Here is a 16,957-nt window from a genome sequence, read left to right as displayed (position 1 = left end):
GATGCTCAAAGTCCGGAAGCTCGGGATCGACGCCTGCCAGGAAACCGTCGCCTATCTTGCCCGCCACTGCGAGCATTATCGCGCCCAGGAATTCGTTGCCCTCGCCCGGATCGAGATCTGGGGCGGCGGCCGCCGCATCGTCGCCACCCTGAACATCGTCGATGACGAGGCGATCATGGCGAGGGACGAACTCGGCCTGTCCGAACTCGCCTACCGTCAGCTCGGCCTTCCGGCGGGAACGCGTGTGGAGATTGCGCAGGCCGGACCGCCGCCCAGCCTCGACCATGTGCGCGCCAAGATCGACGGCGCCGAACTCGACCCGGCCGCCTACCAGGAGATCGCGCGCGACCTTGCCGCGCATCGCTATTCCAAGATGGAGATCGCCGCCTTCCTGATCGCCAGCGCGCGCTTCACGACGGCACCGGAGGTCCTTTCGATGACCCGGGCCATGGCGGCCGTCGGAGGTCGCCTGTCGTGGGGCAGCGACATGGTGGTCGACAAGCACTGCATCGGCGGTATCCCGGGCAATCGGACCTCGATGATCGTCGTGCCGATCGTGGCAGCGCATGGCCTTACCATTCCCAAGACGTCGTCGCGCGCGATCACATCACCGGCAGGCACCGCCGATACGATGGAGGTGCTGGCAAGGGTCGATGTCGGCTCGGACGAGATGCACGAGATCGTGGCGGCCGAGCGTGGCTGTCTGGTGTGGGGAGGCCATGCCAACCTGTCTCCGGCGGACGATGTGCTGATCTCGGTCGAGCGGCCGCTGGCGATCGACACGCCCGAGCAGATGGTCTCCTCGATCCTGTCGAAGAAGCTGGCGGCCGGCGCCACCCATCTCGTCCTCGATCTGCCGGTCGGACCGACGGCGAAATTGCGGGACCGCGAGCGCTTCGTCCGGTTGCGAAAGCTCTTCGAGTACGTGTCCGACCAGATCGGAATCAGTACGACGGTCGTTGCGACCGACGGCAGCCAGCCGATCGGCCGCGGCATCGGCCCGTGGCTCGAGGCCCGCGACGTCATGCGGGTGCTGGAGCGGCATCCCGATGCGCCGCGCGACCTGGAAGACCGTGCCGTCCTCCTGGCTGGCCATGTGCTCGAGTTCGACCCGGCGCTGCGCGGCGGCCAGGGCATCGTGCGGGCGCGCGAACTGCTGCACAGCGGCGCGGCACTTGCGAAGATGCGGCGGCTGATGGCGGCGCAGGGGGCGCCCCCGCAGCAGGTCACCCTCGGGACCCTGACGCATGACGTGGCGGCCGCCCACGACGGGGTCGTGACGGCGATCGATTGCCTGCGCCTGGCGCGAATTGCCCGCCTCGCCGGCGCGCCGATGGACAAGGGGGCGGGCGTGGACCTGTTCAAGCGGATCGGCGATCCCGTGCAGCGGGACGAGCCGCTCTACAGGATCCATGCCGCCTTCGAGGCCGACTTCCGCTTCGCGACCCAGCTCGCCGCCGCCGGGGACGGCATGACCATCGGACGACGCGCATGACCCTCTCGTTGCATATCCACGGCGCCGCCGGCACCGTCACGGGATCCTGCCACCGCCTGGTGACGCCGCACGGAGCACTCCTCGTCGATTGCGGCATGTTCCAGGGGCCGAAATCGTTGCGCGCCCTGAACTATCGGGCCTTTCCTTTCGCGCCGGCGGAGATCGCCGCCGTTCTGTTCACGCATGCCCATATCGACCACAGCGGCCTGTTTCCCAAGCTGACCCTCGCAGGATTCCAGGGCCGGGCGTTCGCCACCGAAGCGACGCGCGACCTGCTTCGCTGGCTACTGCCCGACGCGGGCGCCATCCAGGAATACGACGTCGAGCGCCTGAACCGCCGCAACGCCCGCCGGGCCGAGCCCGAGGTCGTGCCGATCTACACGAGGGCGGACGCCGAGGCGTCGCTCTCCTTCATCGACGCGCAACCCTACGATCGCTGGTTCGAACCGCTGCCCGGCGTGCGGGCCCGCATGCGCAATGCTGGCCACATTCTCGGCAGCGCCTTCATCGAGATCGAGGTCGACGCGGCACCGCGCCCGCTGCGGCTCGTCTTCTCCGGCGATGTCGGCCCCCTCGACAAGGCCCTGCAGCCCGATCCCGCGCGGCCCGGGCGCGCCGATGTGGCGTTGGTCGAGTCCACCTATGGCAACCGTTCCCGCGAACCCATCTCCGAGGCCGGCCGCAGGGCCGTCCTGGGCCGCGAACTGGAGACCGCCCTGGCCGCCGGCGGCAATGTCGTCGTACGGTCTTCGCGGTCGAGCGTACGCAGGAAATCCTGGAGGATATCGCGGAGCTCAAGCGCGGCGGGAAGCTGCAGGGCGCGCAGGTCTTCCTCGATTCGCCGCTGGCCGGCCGCACCACCGAAGTGTTCCGGACCCATCGTTCCTCGCTCAGCCGGTCGGAGGGCGGACATGCGTTCAGCGGCGGCGAGTTCCGGTTGAGCGAGACCGTCGATCAGAGCCGTGCGATCGGGCGTATCCATGGCGGCGCGATCATCCTCGCCGGTTCCGGCATGTGCGATGCCGGAAGGGTCAAGCATCACCTCAAGGATAATCTCTGGCGCACGGATTCCACCATCCTCTTCGTCGGATACCAGGCGCCCGGCACGCTGGGGGCGCTGATCCGCGGCGGTGCCGCGCAGGTGCGCATCCATGGCGAGGAGATAGGCGTCAGGGCGCGCATCCGGTCGATCGACTCGTATTCAGGTCATGCCGATCGCGAGGAACTGGTCGCCTGGTGCAAGCCGATGCTGGACGGTCTCGGCTCCCTCATGATCGTGCACGGGGAGCCGGAAGGGATCGATGGTCTCTCCGACGCTCTTGCGGCGGCCGGAGTCGACCGACGCAGCATCGTCGCGCCGACCCTCGACGAGAATTTCGTGTTGGCCCATCGCGACGGGCGCTGGATGGCGACGCCCGAGGCGAACGGGATGCCGCGCCTCTCGCCCGAGGCTGCAAACGCGCGGCGCGATTGGCACAATGACTATGCGCAGATGCTTCTGGATATACGTGGAGCCCTGCAGGCCGCGCCTGACGACGCCGCCCGGCACCGGCTCCTGCAACAGCTGCGCCGCGTGCTGGGCAACAGCGGCCGATAGGAGCCGAGGGCGGAAACAGGACGCGTCCGGAACCGCCCGGACGCATCCTGCCTCGAATTCGCCCGGTGTCTACTTGGCGGCCTTGAGCGTGACCTCGGCCAGTCCGCCGGCGACGTTCAGGCCCACATTGCCCTCGACGCTGACCGGTTGCAGACTGACCTGCTTGTTGCCGCCGCCGATCAGGACGTTGGCGCCCGCGCCGACGCCGACCGAGGCACTGGCGGTCGGTCCGACATAGTCGCCCGCGAGGGCACCCTTCGCGACCTGGCCGGGGGCGAAGACCAGCCACACGACGTGTCCCTGCTTGGTGAAGCCGAGATCGACGCCGTACTTCTTGATGGTACCCGTGTAGTGGTCGGCGGTGCCGTCGGTCTTGGCGAGGATGCAATCGAGATCCTTCGAAGACCCGAACACGAATCCGACGCCACCGGCAACCGTGCAGGTCAGCGAACCGACGTTCACGCCTTTGGGAGGCGTCTGCGCTTGCGCCGCAAGACCGAGGGGAAGAATGGAGAGCGCCGCCGTGAGGGCTGCAGCATACATGTTCATCGATTGTCTCCTGGGGAGGCGGAAAGGGTTCCGCGGACTTGAAGATAGGACGGCGGCTTTGACGAAGCGTTGATCTGCGTCAAGCTCCTGGGTGTTGATGCAGATCAACGGCCCGTACTCCGTATGCGCCTACAGTGTGCGCTGGATGCGGAGGGTGAGATGAGCGACATGCATACGGACAAGCTGCCGAGCGTGGAGTCACTGCCGGCGGGCAACATGTGGAACTCGGCGCTGTCGACCTGTGCCGACTCCTTTGAGGAATGGGCTGCCGCCGGCGCGGCGTGGCAGAGTGAGGTTTCGCAATTTGCCGAGCGTCGCCTCAAGGACAATTTCTCGACCTGGCTGACGCTGCTGTCCGCACGCGACGCCGCGAGCGTCTGGCAGGCGCAGAGCGCCTGGAGCGTTCGCGCCGCCGAAGACTATTCCAAGGAAGCCAAGCGTCTGGCCGAGTTGGTCGCCAGCGTGACCCTTTCCGGCGCGACGCCCGAGGCCCAGCAGACGACCCAGCTTCTGGGATAGGTTACCTCGCGAGCCCGTCGTTCACGCGGATCATCGAAGGCTCAGGATATAATCTACCAGAGCCTGACTCTCGCGGTTGCTGAGGGAGAAGTCGGGCATGCGCGTGTGCCCTGTCGAAAGATAGGCCTTGAGCTGCGCGGCGTTGGTCGTGGGCTTGGCCGCAATGGCGGAGAAGCTCGGGATACCATTTGCGCTGGCGGTCCTCGGCGCGGGCTCGACGATGTGGCAGGCCATGCACCAGCGTTCGGCCAAGGCCGCTCCATAGCCGGGAGCCTGCGCCATCGCCGGGAGCGGCAGCAGGGCGAGCAGCGGTGCGATCATCCGGTTCATCGACTTCTCCATGATCCAAAGGTCGTTACGGTCAGGCAAACTCAGGAGCGGCGCGTTGCCCGGAAGAGCGCGATGCCGACGAACAGCACCAACAGCGCTGGTATCAATCCGATCAAGGCGACCTCGAGGGGATCCCTCGCCGAGCGCGACAGGAAGGCCAGCCATGTACGCTCCGTCTGGCACAACAGACGCCCATCGACCTGCTGGACGCACGACATGCGAACGAAGAGCATCCAGCCAATCCACGACATGGCGCTGCCGACCAGCCACAGGGTGATCAATGCCCGTCCGGAGCCCATTTCCATTCCCCCGCCTGCCTTCGACACTGACTTTACTGGATTCCTCGTCGCCGGACTTGCTCCAGATCAAACACACGGCAACAGCTTCCTGTGCCCCGGGTGACTTGATCTGGGTCGCGCCCCGCACGGCGTTTGCGCGCCAACTGCTCCCAGCCTAGCCTTGGCGGCGGCCGGTGTCGTCGGCTGCATTCTCTCTGGAAGGTGCTTCATGAACAACCTGCCGGGACAGGGCATCGCAGGCCGCGCTCGAGAGCCCTTCGAGGCCGTGGCATCCGACTACGGCAGGCTGCTGTTGCTACGGGGCATCGCGGCGCTGCTCTTTGCATTCCTCGTCTTCTTCTGGCCCAAGCTCACCATAACCGGTCTGGCGATGCTGTGGGGCGGCTACTCGCTTGTCGATGGCGTTCTCGCCCTTACGGCCGCGGTCGGCGGCAGGAGCGGTGCGCCGCGTCTCTGGCTGGGCTTGATCGGATTGGCCGGGCTGGCCTGTGCCGGCAGCACGCTTCTGGCAATCGACGCAGTATCCGCACACCTGGTCGGGATCATTTCCATCTGGGCGATCGTGACCGGTGTGATGCAAGTATGGGCCGCGCTCGAGCTGCGCAAGGCAGTCGACGGCCATTGGATACTGGTGTTCGACGGATTGGCCGCGCTTCTGTTCGGCCTGGCATTGGCCTCATGGCCGAACCTGCAGGCAGAAGCCTTGCTGTGGTTGATCGGATGGTTCGCGGCGGCGGTTGGGAGCCTGCTCGTGTGCGTAGGCTATTGGCTCGGCCGGCCGACGCCTTAGTTATCCGGGATCCCGAAGCACGATCCCGAGCCTGGCCATGTGTTCGGCAATGTCTGGCTTGATGGATGCCGCCGCCGCGACGTCACCATCGCCGCCCCGCGCATCTCCCTTCATGCGCCTGGCCACGCCACGGCCGAACAGTGCGTAGGGATTGTCGGGCTGACTCTTCAGGAGCGTCGTGTAGTCCGCGATGGCGTCGTCGTAGCGCTTCAGCTTCAGATAGGCGATCGCGCGAGACGCATGGGCGCCCGGATACTTCGGCTTGATGCGAAGGGCCTCGTTGCAGTCCGACAGGGCCTGTTCGAGTTCTCCCAGCATGGCCTTAGCGAAGCACCGGTTTCCAAACGCCACCGAACTTGCAGGATTGATTCTTGTCGCCTGGTCGAAATCCTCGATGGCCCGCTGGTAGCGTTCCAGCGCGATGTATGTCGCGCCCCGGCTGTTGAACGCCTCCGCATCCAGCGGGTTGGTGCTGACCGCCCGGTCGTAGTCCTCCAACGCCTGCCCGAACTGGCCCTTGTCATCGTAGGCGTCGCCACGATTCTTGTACGCCGTGGCCAAGTCGTTCTTGTCGACGAGCCCCCGTGAGATGACGGCCGTGCAGCTGATGATCACCTGGTCGGATGCCGCGTCCTCGTAGCACTTCCGGTAGAATGCCTCATAGCCCTGCGCGCGCGGTGCCTCGGCGACCGCCGTGCAGAGCACGCCGGACAGGATCGCCAGAAAGGTCCATGTCTTGAGCATGCCGAAGGCTACCAGCGCCCGCCCGGCGGAACATGATCCAGATCAAGCAGGACGGAATTCGGTCAGCAGTCGGGAAGATGGCTCTCGCGGCTGCCTCGTTCTCCTGCGCGCGTTGGATGAAACCCCGCGTGGCGCGGTTCGTCTTGACGTACATCAAGGACGGTCTCGACCGCGGCCTTAGATTGCTTCGCATCCTGCGATGCGAAGGGGCACACATGTTGCGTCGCCTGCTCGGTCTGTTCTTCCTCTCCGACGCGGCCGGTCTGCGTGCGGCCGGCGTCCAGTGCGATCCGGTCCTGGACGCGTGAAGGCCATGTCATCCAATATGGTCCGCTGGTTCCGGGATATCCGCTCGACCGATGTGGCTGCGGTCGGCGGGAAGAACGCATCGCTCGGAGAGATGGTCTCGGCGCTGTCCGGGCAGGGCGTGAAGGTACCCGATGGCTTTGCCCTGACGGTGGACGCGTATCGCGAAGCGCTTGCTGCGAGCGGCGCCTGGCCGAAACTGGCGGCGTTGCTGGATGGAGTCGGCGCGAATGACGTCAGGCGCCTGACCGTGGCAGCAGCCGAGGCCAGGGCGATCGTCTACGCCGCGACGGGGACGGACCAGATCCGCACGATGCTGGTGGAGAACTATCGGAAGCTCGAGGCGATCTACGGCGCGCGGGTCGCGGTCGCCGTCCGCAGTTCCGCCACGGCCGAAGACCTGCCTGCGGCGAGCTTCGCCGGCCAGCATGACAGCTTCCTCAACGTCCGGGGCGTCACTCAACTCGAGGAGGCATGCCGCAGGTGCTTTGCGTCGGCATTCACCGACCGGGCGATCGTCTATCGCAATGCCAACGGCTTCGATCACCTCAAGGTCGGTCTCTCCGTCGGCATCATGAAGATGGTGCGTTCCGACCTGGCGGCCAGCGGCGTGGCGTTCACGCTCGATACTGAAAGCGGCTTTCGCGACGTCGTGCTGGTGACCGGCGTCTGGGGACTGGGCGAGAGCATCGTGCAGGGCAAGGTCGACCCCGACGAGTTCCATGTCCACAAGCCCCCCTTCCTCGCCGGCAGGCGATGCGTGCTCCGCCGGTCCCTGGGTGGGAAGCAGCAGCAGCTGGTCTACGGGACGGACGCCGACGCCGGTTCCACCTTCTATGTCGAGACGCCGGCCGACAAGCGTGACCGCTTCTGCATCACCGACGCCGAAGTACTGGAGTTGACCGGCTGCGCCCTGCGGATCGAGGAGCATTACTCGCGATTGGCGGGCGAGCCGCGCGCGATGGATATCGAATGGGCGAAGGACGGTCCCGATGGAGCCCTGTTCATCGTCCAGGCACGGCCCGAGACGGTGATTTCGAGACGCTCGCCTTCGCTCATCGAGACCTACAGGGTCCGAAGCACGGTCGCGCCGCTGATCGAGGGGCGTGCGGTTGGGGAAAGGGCGGCCAGCGGCAAGGTGTATCCCGTGTCGAGTCCCGCGGACCTGGCCGGTTTCCCGCAGGGTGGCGTGCTTGTGGCGAACTCCACCAGCCCCGATTGGGAACCGGCGATGAAGAGGGCGGCCGCGATCGTGACCGACCGCGGCGGGAGGACCTGCCATGCCGCGATCGTGGCGCGTGAGCACGGCATCCCGGCTATCGTCGGCGCGGCGGGAGCGACGACGATGCTGGAGAGGGGCGCGCAGGTGACGGTGTCGTGCGCCGAAGGCGAGACCGGCCGCGTCTATCCTGGCGAGCAACCCATCGAGGTCGTCACGAGGGACGTCGCGGAGCTGCCGAGCCCGCGCACACCCGTGATGGTGAACCTGGGCAATCCGGACCTTGCGTTTCGAACGGCGATGCGACCGAACGACGGCGTCGGCCTGGCGCGGATGGAGTTCATCATCAATCAGCACATCGGGGTTCATCCGATGGCGCTGGCCTGTCCGGAAAAGGTGACCGATCCCGCCGATCGCGCGCAGATCGCGCAGCTCACCCGCCACTTCGACGATCCGAAGAACTTCTTCATCGAGCGTCTTTCGGAAGGCATCGGCACGATCGGTGCGGCCTTCTATCCCAAGCCCGTCATCGTGCGGCTGTCGGACTTCAAGACGAACGAATACGCCAAGCTGCTGGGTGGAAGCGGATTTGAACCCCGGGAGGAGAACCCGATGCTGGGTTTCCGCGGCGCCAGCCGATACACCCATCCCGCCTATGCGGAGGGCTTCGCCCTGGAATGCGCCGCGCTGCGGCGCGTTCGCGAGGACATGGGCCTGGAGAATGTGCGGATCATGGTGCCGTTCTGCCGCCGGGTGGACGAGGCGGAACGGGTCATCGCCGCTCTCGCGAGGAACGGATTGAAGCGCGGCGAGAAGGGTCTGGAGGTCTACGTGATGTGCGAGATCCCGAACAACGTCATCCAGATCGATGCGTTCTCCCGGCTGTTCGACGGATTCTCGATCGGCTCGAACGATCTGACCCAGCTGGTCCTGGGCGTCGACCGGGATTCGGACATGGTCTCGTTCGAATTCGACGAACGCGATCCGGGAGTGCTGGAGATGCTGCGGCTGGCAATCGAAGGCGCTCACCGCAACGGACGTCATGTCGGCATTTGCGGCGAGGCACCGGCCAGCTATCCCGAGGTCGCATCCTTCCTTGCCAAGCTTGGCATCGACTCGATAAGCGTCAATCCCGAGAGCGTCGCGCAGACCATGGACGTCGTGTTTCGCGCGGAGGCTTGAGGCATATCAATTCCCCGACGTTCCGGCGCGCCTAGCGTGGTTTTGAACAACGGAGGAAGCCATGCCAAAGATGATGGCGGCAGTCTTTGCCGAGCCGGGCCGGATTGTCCTCGAATCCCGACCGGTGCCCGATGTCGGTCCAATGGATGCGCTGGTGCGGATCAGCACAACGACGATCTGCGGCACCGACGTGCACATCCTTCGCGGGGAATATCCGGTCGCCAAGGGATTGATCGTCGGGCATGAGCCGGTCGGTATCATCGAGAAGCTGGGATCGCAGGTCACGGGATACAGGGAAGGCCAGCGCGTGATCGCGGGCGCCATCACGCCGAGCGGTCACAGCTACGCCTGCCTCTGCGGCGCGCATTCGCAGGACGGACCGGGGACGCGGCATGGCTTCAAACCGGCGGGCGGCTGGCGCTTCGGCAACACGATCGACGGCTGCCAGGCGGAGTTCGTGCTGGTGCCGGATGCAATGACCAATCTCGCGCCGGTGCCGGCAAATCTCACCGACGAGCAGGTGCTGATGTGCCCCGACATCATGTCGACCGGCTTCGCCGGTGCCGAAGGCGGCAGCGTCCGGATCGGCGACATCGTGGCGGTGTTCGCACTGGGGCCGATCGGCCTCTGCGCGGCGGTCGGCGCGCGGTTGATGGGCGCCACCACGGTGATCGGCGTCGATACCGTGCCGGAGCGGCTGGCGGTCGCCCGCAAGCTGGGGATCGACCATGTTGTCGATTTCAGGAAGGGCGATCCCGTGACGGCGATCCGCGAACTCACGGCAGGCCGCGGTGTCGATGTCGCGATCGAGGCACTGGGAACGCAGCAGACCTTCGAGAACGCGCTTCGCGTGCTGCGGCCGGGCGGCACGCTGTCGAGTCTCGGCGTCTACTCGTCCGACTTGCGCATTCCACTCGACGCGTTCACGGCAGGCCTGGGCGACAACAAGATCGTCACCTCGCTCTGTCCGGGTGGCAAGGAGCGCATGCGGCGGCTGATGAACGTGATCGCGGCGGGAAGGGCCGACTTGAGCGCGCTGGTGACGCACCGCTTCAAGCTCGCCGAGATCGAGCAGGCCTACGATCTCTTCTCCCATCAGCGCGATGGGGTCCTGAAGGTCGCCCTCACCCCCTGACAAGAAGGACCCGAGATGGTCAGTCTTCCTTCCGGATTCGATGGCCGTACCGTGCCCTCGGTGCCGGGCCGACGCCTGTTGCGTCCCGACTTCATATGGGGCGTCTCAACGTCGTCATATCAGATCGAAGGTGCGGCACGAGAGGATGGCCGCGGTCCCAGCGTCTGGGACGGCTTTTCCCATGAGCCCGGCAGGATCGCCAACGGTGACACCGGCGACGACGCCTGCGATCACTACCATCGCTACGGCGAAGACATCGCCCTGATGCGCGACCTTGGTGTCGGCGCCTATCGTTTCTCGATTGCCTGGCCGCGCGTGTTGCCGGAAGGGCGGGGTGCCGTGAATGAGGCCGGGATCGCCTTCTACGACCGGCTTGTCGACGGGCTGCTCGCCGCGGGGATCGAACCCTGGGTCTGTCTGTACCATTGGGACCTGCCGCAGGCGTTGCAGGATCGCGGTGGCTGGGCCCACCGCGACAGCGTGAGCTGGTTCGCGGACTACACCCGACTGATGGCGAGCCGGCTGGGCGACCGTGTGAAGCGATTTGCGACCTTCAACGAGCCGGGCGTCTTCACGCTCTTCGGCTACGCTTTCCGCTGGCATCCCCCCGCAGTCGACGATCCGTCGCAGCACCATGCCGCGATCCATCATGTGAACCTGGCGCATGGCGCGGCGATCGATGTGCTTCGGGCCTATCTTCCCGGCGCGTCACTCGGAACCATCTGCAACATGCAGCCGGTGCGCCCTGTCGATCCGACGGACCAGGACCGAGCGGCGGCCGCCTTGCTGGACGAATACTGGAACAGGGCCTTTGCGGATCCGCAGGTTCGCGGCACCTATCCTCAGGCGCTCGCCGGGCGCATCGCGCCATTCGTCCAGGAAGGCGACATGGAGCGGATCCGGCGTCCCATCGACTGGCTCGGCATCAATCACTATTCGCCGATCTATGCCAGGGCCGACGCCACATCGCGCCTGGGGTTCGCCTGGAGCGACGCGCCGGCCGGCGTCCCGCGGTCACCGATCGGATGGCAGATCGATCCCGAAGCCTTCAGGGACACGTTGCTCGACGCCTGCGACCGCTATCGGCTGCCGATCTACGTGACGGAGAACGGCGCCGGCGCGGAGGAGACCGGGGATGCAACGGGCGTCGTGGACGACGTCGAGCGCATCGCCTATCTCTCGTGCTACATAGATGCACTCGAAGAGGCCGTCATGCTGGGCGCCGACGTGCGGGGCTATTTCGTGTGGTCGCTGCTCGACAATTTCGAATGGGGCGCGGGGTACGCCAACCGCTTCGGCCTCGTCCGCGTGGACTATCCCACGCAGCGCCGCATCCCCAAGGCCTCGGCCCGTTGGTACAGGGCGACCATCGCAGCCCAGGTGCGAGGCAGCGTGCCGTGAGTTGCCTCCTCGCCGACGTCGGAGGAACGCGCACCCGCTTCGCCTTGCTCACGGACGGGCGGCTGGGGCCGATCGAATCGCTGCGCACCGGCGCCTATGCCAGCATGCAGGATGCCGTGCATCACTTCCTCAACGGACAGGCGGAGGGCGCCGTCGTGGACCGCGCGGTGATTGCCGCGGCCGGGCCCGTCTCGGGGCACCGCTGCAAACTCACCAACGCGCCCTGGATACTCGACGCCGAAGGCCTCCGGCAGGCGCTCCATCTCCGGTCGGTCGGCCTGGTCAACGATCTCGAGGCCCTGGCCTGGGCCGTGCCGCGTTTCGGCGCCGACGACGTGGTCGCGATCGGCGATGGCAGCGCCCTGCAGGATCAACCGGTGGCGGTCATCGCGCCGGGTACTGGCCTCGGCATTTCCTGTTATCTTCCCGGCACGACTCCGCGGGTCGTGGCCAGCGAAGCCGGGCACGCGACGCTCGCGGCGAGCGAGGCGGGTGACGCCGCGATCCTGGAGATGTTGCGTGCGCGCTTTGGCCATGTCTCCGCCGAGCGCGTCCTGTCGGGGGCAGGACTGGTGAACCTCGACGCGACGCTCGCGACGCAGGACGGCCACGATCCGGGATCGCCAACGCCGGAGGACATCGTCCGGGGCGCCCTGTACGGCACGGCGCCACGCCATGCAGCCGCGCTCGATCTGTTCTGTGGCGTCCTGGGATCGTTCGCGGGCGACATGGCGCTCACCTTCGCCGCCCGCGGCGGGGTGCTGATCGGCGGAGGGATCGCGCCTCACATCGTCCCGCTTCTTCGGAGTTCGTCGTTCCGCGCGCGATTCGCCGCGAAAGGCCGGTTCGCTGGATATGTCGAGCAGATTCCCACCGCCGTCATCGTTCGGCCGGAGCCAACCTTTCTCGGCCTGGCGGCGCTGGCGGCGCGGGGATCCTGATGAGGACGGACGATGGCGTGTCGGCCGTCGGCCCGAGGCCTCTGCGGCGCTTCTGGCGCAGCGCTCTGGGATTCGGTCGCGGCAAGGGATCGTGGGTGCCGTGGACCCTGATCGCCTTGCTGATTCTCTGTGTCGTGGCGCAGCTTCTGGTCCAGTACCGGCTGAACATCTGGAATCGTGACTTCTTCGATGCGTTGGAGAAGCGCAATGGCACCGGGATCCGCCACCAGACCTATCTGTTGCCCGGTCTTGCCGCCTGCAGCATTTTCCTCGCCGCCTTCGCCGTCTGGGCTCGCATGACCTTCCAGCGGCGGTGGCGCGGCTGGCTCACCGCGCACCTGGTCGGGTTGTGGCTCGAGAACGGCAACTACCGGCGTCTGGAGGCCGGGAGCGATGAACCCCAGCTCGCGGAGTACCGCATCGCCGAGGACGCGCGCATTGCCACCGACGCCCCGATAGACCTCGTGACCGGCCTGCTCGCGTCGGTGCTGACGGCCGCGACGTTCGTCGTGGTCCTGTGGACGGTGGGCGGCGCGATCGCCATCGGGCCTGCACGCCTCGGCCTGGAATTGCCGGGTTACCTGGTGTTCGCCAGCATCGTCTACGCCATGCTCACGACGGGAGCCATGGTGTTGGTCGGGCGCCGCATGGCACATGTCATCGAACGGAAGAACCAGGCCGAATCGGAGCTGAAGTTCGCGGTCGCCCGGCTTCGTACGTCGCCGGTCGGTGCCGCGAGTGCCGGCGCGCAGGCGGGGCCGGTGAGCTTCGCGCTGGACGAAGTGATCAGAAACTGGCGATTGCTGTGCGGCCAGCACGTGCGGACGACGCTGGTATCGTCCGGCAATACGCTGCTGGCGCCCATCATCGGCCTGATCCTGTCCGTGCCCAAGTACATTGACGGCTCCCTGTCGCTCGGCGAGGTAACGCAGGCCGCGGCCGCGTTCGCGGCCGTACAGATTGCGTTCAACTGGCTGGTCGACAACTATCCGCGTCTGGCGGAATGGGCGTCATCGGCCAGCCGGGTGGGCGTCCTGCTGCTGGCGGTCGACCAGCTGGGCGCACCGCGCCGGCCCGCGGCGACGGAGGCTGCGTCCGGGAGATGATCTTTGTCCCGACCTGAGATGGAGACGACGGGGGCTTCGTGGCAGGCGGGCCTCTCGCAGGCGGACGCACAAGCGCGCTTGCGGGACGAAGGGTTCAACGAACTGCCCACGGGCGACGGCCGGGGCATCCTGCGCATCGTCGCCGATGTGCTGAAAGAACCGATGTTCTCGCTGCTGCTGGCGGCAGGCGTCATCTACCTGCTGCTCGGCGATCTCGGTGAGGCGATCGTACTGCTCGCCTTTGCCACGCTGTCCGTTCTGATAACGGTCGTGCAGGAAACCCGCAGCGAGCGCGTGCTCGCGGCCTTGCGCGACCAGGCGAGCCCGCGCGCGTTGGTCATCCGCGACGGCGAGCGGCGACGCATCCCGGGGCGGGAGGTCGTGCGCGGCGACACGATCGTGGTGCTCGAAGGCGACCGCATTCCCGCCGACGCGGCCGTCGTGTCGGCCAGCAGCCTCGTCGTCGACGAATCGCTGCTCACCGGTGAATCGGTTCCCGTCGGCAAGAGCGCGGGTGACGCGGGGGCCGCCATGGCGCGCCCCGGTGGTGAGAACACTCCGTACCTTTATTCGGGAACTCTGGCCGTACACGGCGAGGGCATTGCCGTGGTGCGCGCGACCGGTCCCAACAGCGAACTCGGCCGCATCGGGCAGTCGCTGAAGGCGATCTCCCCGGAGCCGCCGCGGCTCCAGGTGGAAACCCGTCGGCTCGTGCGGATCTTCGCGGCGGTGGGAGCCATCGCCACCGTGGCCGTCGTCCTCATCATCGGCCTGACACAGGACGACTGGCTGCAGGCCGTGCTGGGCGGCATCGCACTCGGCATGTCGCTCTTGCCGGAAGAGTTTCCCCTCGTGCTCACCGCCTTCATGGTCATGGGCGCGTGGCGGCTGTCGCGCGTGCGGGTCCTGACGCGTCGCGCCTCCGCCATCGAGATGCTGGGGGCCGCGACGGTCCTGTGCTCCGACAAGACGGGCACGATGACCCAGAACCGCATGACCCTGGCGGAAGTCCGCACGCTCGGGATGACCTGGCGGACCGGACAAGGGGGGCCCGGCGCAGAGGCGGCCGCCCTGATCGAAGCCGCCCGGCGCGCCAGTTCGCCCGAGCCGTCCGACCCGATGGAAAGGGCCATTGCCGTCCAGGCCGGCAGTACGGCCGCCGGCACGCTCCTGCGCCGATACGGTCTCGAGCCAACTCTGCTGGCCATGAGCCATGTCTGGCAGGATGAGCAGGGTGGCCGGTACGTGGCGACGAAGGGGGCGCCCGAGGCCGTTGGAGCGCTCTGCCGTCTCGACGCGGCGGGGCAGGCTTGGCTGCATCGCGCGGTCGAGGACATGGCCATCGAAGGCATGCGCGTGCTGGGTGTCGCGCGGGGATGGGCGCCAGACGGGCCCTTGCCGGACACGCAGACGGGCTTCGCTCTCGAATTCCTCGGCCTGGTGGGATTCGCCGATCCGCTGCGGGAGAACGTGCCGGCGGCGATTGGCGAATGCCGCTCGGCGCAGATCAGGGTCGTCATGATCACCGGGGACTACCCGGCGACGGCGCGTGCGATCGCCGAGCGGGCGGGGCTCGATGCCGCTCAGACAATCGATGGGCCTGCCCTGGAGGCCCTGAGCGATGCCGCCCTTCGGGAGTCCATCCGCACGACCAACGTTTTCGCCCGCATCATGCCGGAGCAGAAGCTCCGCCTCGTGCAGGCGCTGAAGGCCGACGGCGAGGTCGTGGCGATGACGGGCGACGGGGTGAACGATGCGCCGGCGCTCAGGGCCGCTCACATCGGCGTGGCGATGGGAGGTCGCGGCACGGACGTCGCGCGAGAGGCTTCCTCTATCGTCCTCCTCGACGACGATTTCGGCTCGATCGTGCGGACGATCCGCCTGGGGCGTCGCATCTACGATAATCTCAGGAAGGCGAGTGCCTACATCGTGGCGGTGCACGTACCGATCGCCGGCCTGGCGCTGCTGCCCTTGCTGTTCGGCCTGCCGTTCATGCTCAGTCCCGTGCACATTGCGCTCCTCGAGATGGTGATCGATCCCGTCTGCTCGATCGCCTTCGAGGCGGAGTCGGAAGAGCGCGACCTGATGCAGCGGCCGCCGCGGGCCGCGGACAGCCGGTTGCTGTCGCCCCCGATGATGGTCTTCAGCGTGTTGCAGGGTGCCCTGGCGCTCACCGCCCTCGCCATCGTGCTGCTGGTGGGGATCCGGCGCGACATGCCGACCGACGAGTTGCGGGCCCTCATGTTCACGTCGCTCGTCCTGATCAACGTCGGGCTGATCGTGGTGAATCGCTCCTTCTCGTCGTCATTGGCCGTGGCGCTGCGCCGCCCGAACGTCTTCCTCTGGTTCCTTCTCTCGCTCGTCGCCGCGGTGTTGTCGGTGGCCCTCACCTGGCCGCCTGCGATGGCTCTCTTCCAGTTCGGCGCGCTGCATGTCGACGATCTCGGCGTATCGCTGGCCGCCGCCGTCGGCATGGTCCTCTGTCTCGAGGCGCTCAAGCCATGGTGGCGGCAGAGCCTGCGCAGCTAGACCACGGAACTGGGCGCCTTCGGACGCTCATCGCCTTCGGTGGATCGTCCAGACCATGGAATCCGTCACGTGGATCGATCTGCTAGGGTACTGCCGAGGGCGCGGCCTGGGCCAGCCAGAAGTAGCGGACCAAACCAGCCACCAGCAGCCAGGTCATCGACATGTCGAAGGCGGAGATGCGGCGCGGATCGCGCACGGCATCAATGGCGTCCCGTGCTTCGGGAATGCCCGCACGCAGGAGGCCGCGCAGCACGGCCAATGACATGAAGTGCAGCGATCCCAGCATGACGGCGGACATCACGGACAGTATCCAGACGGTGGCGGCAGGCTGTGGCGCATGTCGGGCCGCGACGAGCATCGTCACGCTGAACACGGCGGACATCCCCAGTGCCCGAACATTGGTCTCGGTGATCGGCCGCTGCGACCAGCGCTTCAACTGAGCGCCGATTCGCCGGACATCGTCCTCGGAAAGGCTTCGCACCGGCCAATCGTGGGCATCCTGCGCATAGGAAATCCAGAAGGGGAGTGGCATCGCTTTATATGAATTCCGTAAGGGAAAGTCGCCAGGCCCGCGACAAACCCGAGACCCATATGGATTTCCTATGCGGTGCATCGATATACGCGTCGCATGCTCAAGCTCCCCCGCTGGCAGAGAATCGGCATCGTGGCCATCACCCTGCTGGCTCTGCTGCTGTCGCTGCCGAATCTGCTGCCGGCCAGCGTGCTGGATCACATGCCGCACTGGTATGCGAACAGCCGCATCAATCTCGGTCTCGACCTGCGCGGCGGTGCGCATTTCCTGCTGGAAGCCGACC

The 16,957-nt window shown here is 66.8% G+C and carries 16 protein-coding genes and 2 pseudogenes; 13 read left to right on the top strand and 5 right to left on the bottom strand.

The features are described 5' to 3' along the window. Position 1: 1 nt before the first annotated feature. From EPO41_RS00330 to EPO41_RS00320, 3 genes and pseudogenes are all read left to right on the top strand, one after another. Positions 2-1,495, top strand: coding sequence for a thymidine phosphorylase family protein (locus EPO41_RS00330; protein ID WP_296319058.1), 1,494 nt, complete (start codon positions 2-4; stop codon positions 1,493-1,495). Continuing rightward, positions 1,492-2,082: pseudogene (locus EPO41_RS00325) on the top strand (MBL fold metallo-hydrolase); the annotation flags it as partial. The gene EPO41_RS00330 and the pseudogene EPO41_RS00325, both read left to right, overlap by 4 nt. Positions 2,083-2,267: 185 nt before the next feature. Further along, entirely contained in the window at positions 2,268-3,092 is an 825-nt protein-coding gene (locus tag EPO41_RS00320; RefSeq protein ID WP_296319536.1) for an MBL fold metallo-hydrolase RNA specificity domain-containing protein, read from the top strand. A 69-nt stretch (positions 3,093-3,161) separates the two neighbouring features. Here the strand turns inward: EPO41_RS00320 and EPO41_RS00315 are convergent, their stop codons facing one another. Then, positions 3,162-3,641, bottom strand: a complete 480-nt coding sequence (locus EPO41_RS00315; RefSeq protein WP_296319056.1) for a DUF992 domain-containing protein — start codon at positions 3,639-3,641, stop codon at positions 3,162-3,164. A 159-nt stretch (positions 3,642-3,800) separates the two neighbouring features. On the opposite strand from EPO41_RS00315, the gene EPO41_RS00310 reads away from it, so the two are divergent. Then, on the top strand, positions 3,801-4,160 hold the full coding sequence (locus tag EPO41_RS00310; RefSeq protein ID WP_296319054.1) for a phasin family protein: 360 nt from the start codon (positions 3,801-3,803) through the stop codon (positions 4,158-4,160). Between the two features lie 30 nt (positions 4,161-4,190). Here EPO41_RS00310 and EPO41_RS00305 read toward each other — a convergent pair whose 3' ends face one another. Together EPO41_RS00305 and EPO41_RS00300 are read right to left on the bottom strand one after the other, a co-directional pair. Continuing rightward, the gene (locus EPO41_RS00305; protein WP_296319052.1) at positions 4,191-4,502 is read right to left on the bottom strand and encodes a cytochrome c; all 312 of its coding nucleotides are present in this window, start codon (positions 4,500-4,502) and stop codon (positions 4,191-4,193) included. 29 nt (positions 4,503-4,531) lie between these two features. Next, complete coding sequence (locus EPO41_RS00300) at positions 4,532-4,795, bottom strand: hypothetical protein (protein WP_296319050.1); 264 nt, start codon at positions 4,793-4,795, stop codon at positions 4,532-4,534. A 202-nt stretch (positions 4,796-4,997) separates the two neighbouring features. Between EPO41_RS00300 and EPO41_RS00295 the strand changes: the two genes are divergently transcribed. Further along, positions 4,998-5,579, top strand: a complete 582-nt coding sequence (locus tag EPO41_RS00295) for a DUF308 domain-containing protein (RefSeq protein ID WP_296319048.1) — start codon at positions 4,998-5,000, stop codon at positions 5,577-5,579. On the opposite strand, the gene EPO41_RS00290 is transcribed toward EPO41_RS00295, so the two are convergent. After that, positions 5,580-6,323 carry a tetratricopeptide repeat protein gene (locus tag EPO41_RS00290; protein WP_296319046.1) on the bottom strand — a complete coding sequence of 248 codons (744 nt, stop codon included), beginning with the start codon at positions 6,321-6,323 and terminating at the stop codon, positions 5,580-5,582. A gap of 32 nt (positions 6,324-6,355) precedes the next feature. Between EPO41_RS00290 and EPO41_RS00285 the strand changes: the two genes are divergently transcribed. The 7 genes from EPO41_RS00285 (at position 6,356) to EPO41_RS00255 (ending at position 16,142) form a co-directional block, all read left to right on the top strand. Next, the gene (locus EPO41_RS00285) at positions 6,356-6,631 is read left to right on the top strand and encodes a hypothetical protein (protein ID WP_296319044.1); all 276 of its coding nucleotides are present in this window, start codon (positions 6,356-6,358) and stop codon (positions 6,629-6,631) included. A 5-nt stretch (positions 6,632-6,636) separates the two neighbouring features. Then, positions 6,637-9,030 (top strand): phosphoenolpyruvate synthase, encoded by a 2,394-nt coding sequence (ppsA, locus tag EPO41_RS00280; protein ID WP_296319042.1) that lies wholly within the window; start codon positions 6,637-6,639, stop codon positions 9,028-9,030. 61 nt (positions 9,031-9,091) lie between these two features. Next, positions 9,092-10,165, top strand: a complete 1,074-nt coding sequence (locus EPO41_RS00275) for a zinc-binding dehydrogenase (protein ID WP_296319041.1) — start codon at positions 9,092-9,094, stop codon at positions 10,163-10,165. Between the two features lie 15 nt (positions 10,166-10,180). Next, positions 10,181-11,566: a GH1 family beta-glucosidase gene (locus tag EPO41_RS00270; protein WP_296319039.1), complete on the top strand. Its 1,386-nt coding sequence runs from the start codon at positions 10,181-10,183 to the stop codon at positions 11,564-11,566. Continuing rightward, positions 11,563-12,507, top strand: a complete 945-nt coding sequence (gene glk / locus EPO41_RS00265; protein ID WP_296319036.1) for a glucokinase — start codon at positions 11,563-11,565, stop codon at positions 12,505-12,507. The genes EPO41_RS00270 and glk overlap by 4 nt, the downstream gene beginning before the upstream one ends. Further along, positions 12,507-13,613 carry an SbmA/BacA-like family transporter gene (locus EPO41_RS00260; RefSeq protein WP_296319034.1) on the top strand — a complete coding sequence of 369 codons (1,107 nt, stop codon included), beginning with the start codon at positions 12,507-12,509 and terminating at the stop codon, positions 13,611-13,613. The genes glk and EPO41_RS00260 overlap by 1 nt, the downstream gene beginning before the upstream one ends. 18 nt (positions 13,614-13,631) lie before the next feature. After that, positions 13,632-16,142: a cation-translocating P-type ATPase gene (locus EPO41_RS00255; protein WP_296319535.1), complete on the top strand. Its 2,511-nt coding sequence runs from the start codon at positions 13,632-13,634 to the stop codon at positions 16,140-16,142. 82 nt (positions 16,143-16,224) lie between these two features. Here EPO41_RS00255 and EPO41_RS00250 read toward each other — a convergent pair whose 3' ends face one another. After that, positions 16,225-16,674: a hypothetical protein gene (locus tag EPO41_RS00250; protein ID WP_296319033.1), complete on the bottom strand. Its 450-nt coding sequence runs from the start codon at positions 16,672-16,674 to the stop codon at positions 16,225-16,227. Between the two features lie 96 nt (positions 16,675-16,770). On the opposite strand from EPO41_RS00250, the pseudogene EPO41_RS00245 reads away from it, so the two are divergent. After that, positions 16,771-16,957, top strand: a pseudogene (locus EPO41_RS00245) (protein translocase subunit SecD); the annotation flags it as partial.

This window comes from Reyranella sp. (assembly GCF_004297265.1).
Lineage (GTDB): Bacteria > Pseudomonadota > Alphaproteobacteria > Reyranellales > Reyranellaceae > Reyranella.
The sequence above is the reverse complement of the archived record's forward strand: the minus strand, read 5'-3'. Positions and strand labels throughout refer to the sequence as shown.